The organism is Flavobacterium sp. KMS (assembly GCF_000813005.1).
Classification (GTDB): Bacteria; Bacteroidota; Bacteroidia; order Flavobacteriales; family Flavobacteriaceae; genus Flavobacterium.
The window spans coordinates 97,753-110,583 of record NZ_JSYP01000018.1 but is presented as its reverse complement, the minus strand read 5'-3'; the positions used below and the strand labels follow the sequence as shown (position 1 = coordinate 110,583).

Sequence of the window (12,831 nt, the reverse complement as noted above, 5' to 3'; positions counted from 1 at the left end):
CCTACTACTTTAATGGCGAACTAACCAAAGCCGCCAAATGGTATCAGGCCCTTTTTGAAATGAACCCAGAACAAGAACCCGAGTACTACTACCGCTACGCACAAACCCTAAAAGCCACAGGAGATTATGCCAAAGCAGATAAAACCCTCGATACCTTCAACAAAAAAAAGGCAGCCGACAAAAGAGGAGAACTATTCGAAAACAATAAAAACTACCTCGAGCAAATAAAAGCCAACTCAGGGCGATACGAAATAGCCGACGCAAAAATCAACTCCACCCAAACCGATTACGGAAGCGCCTATTACGACAACAAACTCGTATTTGCATCCGCCAGAGATACCGGAGGCATAGCCAAAAAAACATTCAAATGGACCAATAAATCCTTTACCAACCTATACACCGCCGAAATAAAAGCCGATGGAACACTAGGAACACCAGAGCGATTCCAAAAGAACATCAATTCCAAATTCAATGAATCCACACCCGTTTTCACCAAAGACGGAAAAACAATGTACTTTACAAGAAACAACTACCTGGAAGGAAAAAGAGGCAAAGACAACCAAAAAATCACCCTGTTAAAACTCTATAAAGCAGAACAAATCGATGGCAAATGGACCAACGTAAGCGAACTACCATTTAATAGCGACCAGTACAGCACCGCACATCCCGCACTAAGCAATGACGAGAAAAAACTATACTTCGCCTCCGATATGCCAGGAACCCTGGGCCAATCCGATTTGTATAGCGTAACAATAAACAGCGACAAAAGCTTTGGAAAACCAGAAAACCTAGGAAAAACAATCAATACCGAAGGCAGAGAAACCTTCCCGTTTATAGCAAACGACAACCAGCTATATTTTGCCAGCGACGGACGACCAGGACTAGGCGGACTCGATGTATACGTTGCCAAAATCAATGATAACAACAACGATAACACCTTTACAACAGTACAAAACGTAGGCGCACCAATAAATAGCAAACAAGACGACTTTGCATTTATCATCGATAGCGAAACCCAAAAAGGATACTTCACCTCCAACAGAGAAGGAGGAAATGGTAATGATGATATTTATAAACTAACCCAAACAAGAAAACTAAACTGTGAGCAAACCCTAAAAGGAATAGTAAGCGACAAAGAAACCAACGCTATACTAGACAATGCCAAAGTAACCCTGCTCGACGAGCAATTTAAAACAATAGGCGAAGAAACAACAGCAGCAAACGGAACATATAGCTTTAAGGTAGATTGTAACAAAACCTATCATGTAAGAGTAGCCAAAGAAGATTATGAAACCATAGAAACTCCAGTAATCATAAAAGAACAATCAGGAGAAACAGAGCTAAATATAAAATTAGAAAAACGCATCAAACCAATCACAGTAGGAACCGATTTAGCTAAAACACTAAATATTCCTATCATCTATTTTGATTTAGATAAATCCATCATCCGCAAAGATGCCGCCTTCGAACTAGAGAAAATCCTGGCAGTAATGCAGCAATACCCAAAGATGAAAATCGATATTCGCTCCCATACCGATAGTCGTCAAACAGCCAAATACAACCTGGCATTATCAGACAGAAGAGCTAAATCAACCCAACAATGGTTGATAAAAAACGGAATTAAATCTAATCGATTAACCGCCAAAGGATATGGCGAGAGTCAATTAGTAAACCACTGTTCCGATGGAGTTTCTTGCACCGAAGCAGAACACCAATTGAACAGAAGAAGTGAATTTATCATCATCTCGATGGAATAATATTCAGTACATCTAAATAATAAATACCATATTTAAAAGCAATGCTCTTTTTGAAATTTCAGAAAGGGCATTGTTTGTTTTATATTTAGATAGTTAGTGTTGAGTAAATATTTACTAAATGTGTTATAAAAATAAATAAAACTCTTTATTTTTCTGGTTTTGACAGCTGATTAAATAATTTTTTAAGTTAAAAAGATAAAGTAATGTTATTCGTAACTTGTTTTTTTTTAAATTTATAGTTCTTAAAAATATCAGATATGACTGTTAATCAAATACTAAGCACGAAAGGAAAAGAAGTTTATTCAGTACTTTCATCAACTACCGTTTACGAGGCTTTAAAAGTAATGGGAGAAAAAAACATTGGTGCCATCTTAGTAATAGATGGAACAGAGCTAAAAGGTATATTGTCAGAAAGAGATTATGCACGAAAAATTGTCTTAAAGGATAAATCTTCAAAAGAGACATTTGTTCATGAAATCATGGAAAGCAATGTGATTACAATAAGTTTGTCTGATAATTTAGACTCCTGTATGGAGTTAATGAGTAGTAAAAGAATTAGACATTTGCCTGTTGTAGATAATGGTATTGTGGTAGGAATTATTTCTATAAGTGACGTTGTGAAATCAATAATAGAAATTCAAAAGGACACCATTAATCACTTAAATTCCTATATATCACAATAGAATATGGTATGAAAGAATAGCAAAAAATAGCCTAATTAATTTCAGGTTATTTTTTTTGGATTAAAAATAAAGCTGGTTTTTTGAAAAAAGAGTAATATAAAAGAATAAAAGAATAATATAAAAGCTTCCTTTTTAAGCCAAGTCTTATATCTTTGTAAGCTAGAATAAAATCTAAAAACAATGAATAAAGATAGTAAAAGAAGCGAGGCGTTATTGTACCATTCAAAGCCTACTCCAGGTAAGATTCAAGTAGTTCCAACCAAAAAATATGCAACCCAAAGAGATTTATCTTTGGCATATTCACCAGGTGTTGCCGAACCATGTTTAGAAATTGCAAGAGATGTAAACGAAGTATATAAATACACTGCAAAAGGGAATCTTGTTGCTGTAATCACTAATGGAACCGCGGTTTTAGGCTTAGGAGATATTGGTCCTGAAGCATCAAAACCAGTAATGGAAGGGAAAGGATTGTTATTTAAAATATTTTCTGATATCGATGTTTTTGATATTGAAATTGGAACAAAAGATATTGAAGAATTCATTCAAACCGTAAAGAATATTGCTCCAACTTTTGGGGGTATTAACTTAGAAGATATTAAGGCACCAGAATCTTTTGAAATAGAAAGAAGATTGGTAGAAGAGCTTAATATTCCGGTAATGCATGATGATCAACACGGAACTGCAATTATATCTTCGGCAGCTTTGATAAATGCTTTAGAGTTAGCAGATAAAAAAGCAGAAGATGTAAAAATGGTAGTTTCAGGCGCAGGATCTGCTGCTTTGGCTTGTGCTGATTTGTATGTTTTATTAGGAGTAAAAATTGAGAATATCTTAATGTATAACAGTAAAGGGCTTTTAACTAAAAATAACCCTGCATTATCTGCTTTACAATTAAAATATGCTAAAGATATTGAACCAATTGGTTTAGAAGAAGCTTTAAAAGGAGCGGATATATTTTTAGGATTATCATCAGGAGATATCATGACAGCTGATATGTTATTGGGAATGGCTGAAAATCCAATCGTTTTTGCAATGGCAAATCCTGATCCGGAAATCAATTATAACCTAGCTATTACAACTCGTAAGGATGTTATTATGGCTACGGGGCGTTCTGATTATCCTAACCAAGTAAATAATGTATTAGGATTTCCTTATATTTTTAGAGGAGCTCTTGATGTAAGAGCGACTAAAATTAACGAAGCAATGAAAATGGCTGCTGTTAGAGCGTTAGCTTCATTAGCAAAAGAGTCAGTTCCAGAGCAAGTAAATGTTGCTTACGGAGCGACTAAATTAGGATTCGGAAGAGAATATATAATTCCAAAACCTTTCGACCCAAGATTAATTACTGTAGTTGCACCGGCAGTAGCCAAAGCAGCAATGGAGTCTGGAGTAGCTTTAAATCCAATAACTGATTGGGAAAAGTATGAAGAAGAACTTTTGGCTCGTTTAGGAAATGACAATAAAATGGTTCGTTTGATTACAAACAGAGCAAAAATGGATCCAAAAAGAATCGTTTTTGCCGAAGCAGACCATTTAAATGTATTAAAAGCGGCCCAAATTGTATATGAAGAAGGTATTGGTTTTCCAATCTTATTAGGAAATAAAGAAATCATTCTAGAGCTTAAAGCTGAATTAGGATTTGATGCAGATGTTGAGATTATTGATCCTAAAACGAAAGATCAAGAAGAAAGAAGAAACCAATTTGCATCTTCTTACTGGTCAACAAGAGAGAGACGTGGAATATCTTTGCTAGATGCTCAAAAATTAATGCGCGAAAGAAACTATTTTGCTGCAATGATGGTTAATGAAGGAGAGGCAGATGCATTGGTAACAGGTCATTCTAGAAGTTATCCATCGGTTGTAAAACCAATGTTACAGCTTATAGAGAAAGCACCTGGTGCTTCACTTGTAGCTACGGCAAACATGATGATGACGAATCGTGGGCCAATGTTCTTATCAGATACTGCGATTAATATCAATCCATCAGCAGATGATTTGGCTAAAATAGCTGTTATGACAGCTAAAACAGCTAAAATGTTTGGAGTAGAGCCTGTAATTGCAATGGTTTCATATTCTAATTTTGGTTCTTCGACAAATCCAGGAGCTGCCAAAGTGAGAGAAGCAGTAGCTTACTTGCATAAAAATCATCCTGAATTAGTTATTGACGGAGAAATTCAAGCTGATTTTGCTTTGAACCCAGAAATGCTACAAGAAAAATTTCCTTTTTCTAAATTAGCAGGAAAGAAAGTTAATACACTTATTTTCCCTAACTTAGAATCGGCAAATATTACTTATAAATTATTGAAAGAATTGAATAAAGTAGATTCAATAGGACCAATAATGTTAGGTATGGGTAAACCAGTACATATTTTCCAATTAGGGGCAAGTGTAGAAGAAATGGTTAATATGGCAGCTATTGCTGTTATTGATGCTCAGGAAAAAGAAATTAAAAAGAATAATTTGATTAAATAATTTCAGGTAAAAAAGTATTGTTTAAAAATTGTGGTATTTTTACTTCAAATTTTACTATATTTGGCGCTGTTAACATTATATTATGATTGCACATTTGCAAGGAAAATTAGTTGAAAAGACGCCTACCGAAGTTGTTATCGATTGTGGTGGAGTAGGATATCATGTAAATATATCTTTACACACTTATTCGTTAATACCAAATAGTGATTTTATAAAATTGTATACGCATCTTCAAATAAAAGAAGATGCGCATACATTATTTGGTTTTATAGAAAAATCCGAAAGAGAAATCTTCAGGATGTTGTTATCGGTATCTGGAATTGGAGCTAATATTGCCAGAACAATGTTATCTTCATTAGATCCGAAACAAATTATTAATGCAATAGCATCGGGAGATGTGGGTGTAATTCAGTCAATAAAAGGAATTGGGAACAAAACTGCCCAACGAGTTATCCTTGATTTGAAAGAAAAAATTGTTAAATTGTACGATTTAGATGAAGTTTCAATGCTTCAAAACAATACAAACAGAGATGAAGCGTTATCTGCTTTAGAAGTTTTAGGATTTGTCAGAAAAACATCTGAAAAAGTGGTTGAAAAAATCATAAAAGAAGATCCTGAGGCGACTGTTGAGTCAATAATTAAGAAGGCTTTAAAAAGTTTATAAAAAAAACGTACTTTAAAACACACGGACTATATGCATAAAATTTGTATTTTTTTGCTGGTTTTATTTTGTGGGTTTGTATCGGAAGCTCAGGTAAAACAGGAAGCTCAAGATACAACTAAAACAGGGTATTCTGTTGGTAAAATACAAATAAAAGATCCACAAAGTATTCTTTCCGCATATACTTACGACCCTATTACAGATCGCTATATCTATACCAATAGCGTAGATGATTTTTCGATTAATTATCCTATTATTTTAACGCCAGAAGAATACGAAGCTTTAATATTAAAAGAGTCTAGAAGAGATTATTTTAAGAAAAAAGCAGATGCTATTGATGGTAAAAAAGATGGAAGTGAATTAGCCAAAAAAGATTTACTACCTAGATATTATATTAGATCTGGACTTTTCGAATCTATTTTTGGAAGTAATACCATCGATGTAAAACCAACTGGTTCTGTCGAAATAGATTTAGGAGTTCGTTATACCAAACAAGACAATCCTTCCTTTTCTCCTAGAAACAGATCAAATCTTTCTTTTGATTTTGATCAGCGTATCAGTATGAGTTTACAAGGGAAAGTGGGTACTCGATTAAATGTAAATGCTAATTATGATACTCAATCAACATTTGCATTCCAAAATTTAATAAAATTAGAATACACACCATCAGAAGACGATATCATTCAGAAAATTGAGGTTGGTAACGTAAGTATGCCGCTTAATAGTACTTTAATAAGAGGAGCACAAAGTTTATTTGGGGTAAAAGCTCAATTACAATTTGGTAAAACTACAATTACGGGAGTTTTCTCAGAGCAAAAATCTCAAAGTAAAAGTGTAGTAGCCGAAGGTGGAGGTACAGTTCAGGATTTTGATTTGTATGCTTTAAATTATGATAATGACAGGCACTTCTTTTTATCTCAATACTTTAGAGGTAAATATGATTCGTCTTTAAGAAAATACCCTTTTATAGATAGTAGAGTTCAAATAACAAGATTAGAAGTTTGGATTACTAATAAACAAAATAGAGTAAGTACTACAAATAACAATTTAAGAAACGTTATAGCACTTCAGGATTTAGGTGAGGCACAATTATCAGGAGTTCCAGATAGTGAAGTTGTGGTGCTTAATCCTTCAGCGGGAATGTTTCTTAATCCAATAAATTCACCAGCGAATAATAGTAATAATAAATATGATCCAAAATTAATAGCAGGAGGAACAGGTTATTTGAATAGTAATATTCGTGAAATTGTTACTTCAAGCTCAGGATTTAATGGTATTACAGTAAGTGAAGGACAGGATTATTCGAAATTAGAAAATGCAAGAAAATTAAATTCTAATGAATATACTTTTAATCCACAATTAGGATATTTATCGTTACAACAACGATTGGCAAATGACGAGGTTTTGGCAGTTGCTTATGAATATACAATGGGAGATCAGGTATTCCAAGTAGGGGAATTTGGTAATGATGGTGTAGATGGTACAGTAGTAACAGGTAACAATCCTTCAAATCAAGCAATCATAACGCAAAGTTTGATTTTGAAAATGCTTAAAAGCAATTTGACAAATGTTAAGAATCCGGTTTGGAATTTGATGATGAAAAATATCTATCAAATTCCTGGAGCATATCAAATAAAACAAGAAGATTTCAGGTTTAATATTTTATATACAGATCCGTCTCCTATAAATTATATCACGCCAGTTTCAGGAACACCATTTCCTCCAAATCCTATACCAGATAATAAAGTAGAAGAAACACCTTTGCTTAAAGTGTTTAATTTGGATAAATTAAACTACAATAATGACCCACAAACGGGTGGTGATGGTTTTTTTGATTTCTTACCAGGATTAACAATGGATGCTCAAAATGGTAGAATTATATTTACAACTAAAGAGCCTTTTGGAGAATTGTTATTCTCTAAATTATCAAATAGTACAGGAGAGGACTATCGTAATACAAGTACTTATAATCCTAATCAAAGTAAGTATGTATTCCGTAATATGTATGCTAGTACACAATCTGCAGCTTTACAGGATAGTGATAAAAATAAATTCTTATTAAGAGGTAAATATAAATCAACAGGAGGTGACGGAATTCCTATCGGAGCTTTTAACGTTCCTCAAGGTTCTGTAGTTGTTACTGCTGGAGGACGTGTTTTGGTTGAGGGGATTGATTATAGTGTAAACTATCAATTAGGAAGAGTTCAGATTTTGGATCCTTCGCTTCAGGCATCAAATACACCAATAGAGATTTCATTAGAGAATAATTCTATTTTCGGACAACAAACCCGAAGATTTATGGGAATAGATGTACAACATAAAATTTCAGAGAATTTTACTGTAGGAGGTACTTTTTTACAAATGACAGAGAAACCGTTTACACAAAAATCGAGTTATGGACAGGAATCTGTAAATAATATGATTTATGGTTTTAATACAAATTTCTCTACCGAGATTCCTTTCTTTACCCGATTAGTAAATAAATTACCATTTATAGATACGGATGTTCCTTCTAATCTTTCGTTAAGAGGAGAAATAGCCTTCTTAAAACCAGGTACTCCAAAAGCGGATAATTTTGAAGGAGAATCAACTATTTACGTAGATGATTTTGAAGGGTCGCAATCAACAATAGATATGCGTTCGGCATATGCATGGAGTCTTGCATCTACGCCAGAGGAGAATGCTGTAAGTACCTATAATTTTAATGCCAAAGCCAATGATATGAGTTATGGTTTTAAAAGAGCAAAACTAGCATGGTACACAATTGATCCGGTTTTTTATTCTTCTAAACCATCAGGGATAAGTAATGATGATTTATCATTAAACTCGACCCGTAGAATTTATAGTGATGAGTTGTATCCATTAACTGATATTGCACAAGGACAATCGCAAGTGGTAAACACATTGGATTTAACTTACTACCCATCAGAAAGAGGACCTTATAATAATAATTTAAATTATGCCACAAACCCAAAAGATAATTTTGGAGGGATAATGCGTGCTTTGAGCTCAACCGATTTTGAACAAGGAAATGTTGAATATATTCAGTTTTGGGTATTAGATCCATTTGTGGGAGCAGGAGAAACAGATCAAACCAATACAGGTAAGGTTTACTTTAACTTAGGAGAGATTTCAGAAGATATTTTAAAAGATGGAAGAAAACAATATGAAAATGGTTTAGGACCAGGTCAGATTGTGGTTAATCCTCAGCCTATGTGGGGAGATGTTCCAGCATCGCAATCTTTAATTTACGCATTTGACAACGATAGCGGTAATAGAGCCAATCAGGATGTAGGTCTTGATGGTTTACCAGATGCTAGAGAAGGGGCAGTTTATAATAATTTTGCCTCAACAAATGACCCAGCCGCGGATAATTATACCTATTACTTAAATGCTGATGGTGGTGTTTTAGATCGTTACAAGAATTATAACGGTGTTGAAGGAAACTCGAATGTAAATATAAACGACGCAAATAGAGCTTCGACAACACTTCCTGATGTTGAGGATATCAACAGAGATAATACCATGAATACGATTAATGCTTATTATGAGTATAGCATCGATATTAAGCCAAATATGGAAATAGGGCAAAATTATATTACAGATATAAAAAATACCCAAGTGACTATGGTAAATGGAGCAGTAACTGCTGCTAGATGGATTCAGTTTAAAATTCCAGTTTCGCAACCTCAAAATACAATTGGTAATATATCAGATTTTAGATCAATCCGTTTCATGAGAATGTTTATGACAGGATTTGAAAGTGATGTTACAGTTCGTTTTGGAGCATTAGATTTGGTAAGAGGAGAGTGGAGAAGATATACAAATACATTAGATCCTGCTGATGTTAATGTAGAAGATGATAATACGACTTTCGATGTTTCTGCTGTAAATATTGAAGAAAATAGTACTAGATGTCCAGTAAATTATGTTTCTCCTCCAGGAGTAGCGCGTGAGCAATTATATAATAATAATACAATTATTAATCAAAACGAACAGGCATTAGCATTACGAGTTGCTGGAAATGGATTGCAACCAAAAGATTCCAGAGCTGTATTTAAAAACGTAAGTGTTGATATGCGTCAATACAACAGATTGAAAATGTTTTTACATGCTGAATCATTACCAAATGAACAGGTGTTGCAAAATGGACAAATGGTAGGTTTTATCCGTTTTGGAAATGACTTTACTCAGAATTTCTACCAAATAGAAATTCCTTTAAAAGTTACTATTCCGGTTTCTACGTCAGGTTCAGATTGTTCTCCTTTAAGCCCAGAAGTTGTTTGGCCAGAAGAAAATAATATTGATTTGGCATTGTCATTATTGACACAAATGAAAATTGAGGCGATGAAAATTGACCCAAATACACTTCCTCTTGATGGAATTTATTATCCGGATGATGATATAACCAAGCCAGATGGTGATGGAGATAGTACTTTGCGATTAGGGATAAAAGGAAATCCGAACTTTGGATTGGTTAGGAATTTAATGGTTGGTGTGAAGAATACAGAAACACATCAGGATATTAAAGGAGAAGTTTGGTTTAATGAGTTGCGTCTTGCCGAGATGGACAATAAAGGAGGTATGGCCGCAATCTTAAATTTAGATACTAATTTTGCCGATTTTGCTACGGTTTCTGCAACAGGTAGAAAAAGTACTATAGGATTTGGATCTCTGGAACAAGGACCGAATGAAAGAAGTAGAGAGGATATACAACAATACAATATCGTAACTAATTTGAATTTAGGTAAGTTATTACCGCCTAAATGGGGAATTAATTTACCATTTAATTATGCTGTTGGAGAAGAAGTAATTACGCCAGAATATGATCCATTTAATGAAGATATTAAATTGAAACAGTTATTGGATGTAACGACAGATGCTGCCGAAAGAGATAATATAAAAAACCGTGCAATTGATTATACAAAGCGTAGAAGCATCAACTTTATTGGAGTTAGAAAAGATAGAGCGCCAGAGCAAAAACCACACGTTTATGACCCTGAAAACTTTACATTCTCGCAATCATATAATGAAGTGCAACGTCATGATTATGAAATTGCGAGTTACCGAGATCAACAGTCTAGTACAACTGTAAATTATGCATACAGCTTTCAGCCAAAGACAATTGAACCGCTTAAGAAAAATAAATTCTTTAAGAAGAGTGACTATTGGAAATTGTTAAGCGATTTTAATTTTAATTATTTGCCATCTAATATCTCGTTTAATACTAATATTATAAGACAATATAATCGTCAGGAATTTAGACAAGTAGAAAATGTTGAAGGTATTGGATTGGATCCAATGTATAGAAGAAACTTTGCTTTTAATTATCAGTATGGTTTTAATTTTAATCTTACGAAATCATTAAAAATAAATTATACAGCATCATCTAATAATATTGTTAAAAATTATATGAATGCTGATAATGAGCCAATTGAGAACTTTAGTATTTGGGATAGCTATTGGGACATGGGTACGCCAAATCAGCATATGCAACAATTGATTTTAAATTACGAAATTCCATTATATAAGATTCCTGTATTAGGATTCTTAAAAGCAAATTATTCCTATACGGGAGATTATAGCTGGCAACGTACTTCAGAGGCATTGTCTAGTTATGAGGATGGAAGTGGTAATTTTTATGATTTAGGGAATACAGTTCAGAATGCAAATTCGAATACATTTACGGCGACCATGAATATGAATACGCTTTATAAGTATTTGGGGCTTAATAATAAGGGAGGTGCAAAAGTTCCTAAGGCTAAACCAACTGTACCAAAACCAGGAGAGAAAGTAGTAAATACAAACCAACCATTGGTTGTAAATAGTGCATTTCATGATGGTTTAATGGGAGTACTAACTAGTATAAAAAATATTCAGGTAAACTATACTATTAATAGCGGAACTGTTTTACCAGGGTATACACCAAGCGTTGGATTCTTAGGTTCATCTCGACCATCTTTAGGTTTTATTTTCGGAAGTCAGGATGATGTGCGTTATGAAGCTGCTAAAAATGGTTGGTTAACAAACTATCAGGATTTTAATCAGAACTTCTCGCAAGTAACAAACAAGATGTTTAAAGCTACTGCGAATATTGATTTATTGCCAGATTTAAAAATTGATTTGAGTGCAGATCGTGCCTATTCAGCAAATTTCTCTGAACAATATGATGTTGATGAAACAGGATTATATCATGCAAGATCGCCGTATAATTATGGTATTTTCTCAATCTCGACGATTTTAATAAAAACATCATTTGCTACAAGCGATGAAAATTCATCATCGGCATTTGATGATTTTAGAAGTAATCGTTTAATAATTGCAAATCGTTTGGCAGAGGGCTACTATGGTTCAGGAGTTGAAATTCCAAGATATGGAGATGCAAATAATCCTATTCCAACTAACCCAACAGATCCTAAATATCCTTTGAGGAATATTTATATGTCAAATGAGGGATATCCAATAGGATATACAAAAAGTAATCAGGCAGTTTTACTTCCTTCGTTTTTGGCAGCCTATTCAGGAGGTGATGCATCAAAAAGCTCGACGGGTATTTTTAGAAACTTTCCACTTCCAAACTGGAGTATAAAGTACAATGGATTGATGCGTTATAAGTACTTTAAAGATAAATTTAAGCGTTTCTCTTTACAGCATAATTATAGAGCATCTTATACGATTAACCAATATCGTTCTAATTTTAAATATGATCAACATCCAGGAGAAAAAGATCCAGATACTGAGAATTTCTATAATTCGACAATTATGTCTAATGTCAATTTAGTAGAGCAATTTAGTCCGCTTATTAGAATGGATTTTGAGTTGAAAAGTTCGTTGAAAGTACTTACTGAAATTAAAAAAGACAGAGCATTGTCGATGAGTTTTGATAACAATCTATTGACCGAAGTTAAAGGGATGGAGTATATAATAGGTTTAGGATATCGTATTAAAGATGTGATTTTTTCATCGACATTGGCTGATAGTCCTACAGGAGTTATAAAAAGTGATATTAATATAAAAGGAGATTTGTCATATCGAAATAACAAGACCATGGTGCGTTATCTAGATTATGATAATAACCAACTTGCTGCAGGACAGAATATTTGGTCTGTAAAAATTACCGCAGATTATTCATTTAGCAAGAATCTAACGGCAATTTTTTATTATGATCATTCATTTTCTAAAGCAGTTATTTCGACCACGTATCCTTTAACGAATATTCGATCAGGATTTACAATTAGATATAATTTTGGAAATTAAA

The 12,831-nt window shown here is 33.7% G+C and carries 5 protein-coding genes; all 5 read left to right on the top strand.

The genetic code is table 11. The annotated features are described in order from the left end of the window. Positions 1-1,757, top strand: a 1,757-nt coding sequence (locus tag OA93_RS17555) for an OmpA family protein (protein ID WP_039114894.1), incomplete at its 5' end; no start/stop codon positions are given. 257 nt (positions 1,758-2,014) lie between these two features. Next, positions 2,015-2,440: a CBS domain-containing protein gene (locus tag OA93_RS17550; protein ID WP_039114892.1), complete on the top strand. Its 426-nt coding sequence runs from the start codon at positions 2,015-2,017 to the stop codon at positions 2,438-2,440. Between the two features lie 180 nt (positions 2,441-2,620). Beyond that, positions 2,621-4,912 (top strand): NADP-dependent malic enzyme, encoded by a 2,292-nt coding sequence (locus OA93_RS17545; RefSeq protein WP_039114890.1) that lies wholly within the window; start codon positions 2,621-2,623, stop codon positions 4,910-4,912. Between the two features lie 82 nt (positions 4,913-4,994). Next, positions 4,995-5,576, top strand: coding sequence for a Holliday junction branch migration protein RuvA (gene ruvA / locus OA93_RS17540; RefSeq protein WP_035617819.1), 582 nt, complete (start codon positions 4,995-4,997; stop codon positions 5,574-5,576). Between the two features lie 30 nt (positions 5,577-5,606). Further along, entirely contained in the window at positions 5,607-12,830 is a 7,224-nt protein-coding gene (gene sprA, locus OA93_RS17535) for a cell surface protein SprA (RefSeq protein WP_039114888.1), read from the top strand. The last annotated feature ends 1 nt before the right edge of the window (position 12,831 follow it).

Excerpts from the sequence above, each read along its gene's own strand:
- sprA (WP_039114888.1), top strand. The coding sequence starts at position 5,607 with ATGCATAAAATTTGTATTTTTTTGCTGGTTTTATTTTGTGGGTTTGTA.
- OA93_RS17550 (WP_039114892.1), top strand. The coding sequence starts at position 2,015 with ATGACTGTTAATCAAATACTAAGCACGAAAGGAAAAGAAGTTTATTCA.
- ruvA (WP_035617819.1), top strand. The coding sequence starts at position 4,995 with ATGATTGCACATTTGCAAGGAAAATTAGTTGAAAAGACGCCTACCGAA.
- OA93_RS17545 (WP_039114890.1), top strand. The coding sequence starts at position 2,621 with ATGAATAAAGATAGTAAAAGAAGCGAGGCGTTATTGTACCATTCAAAG.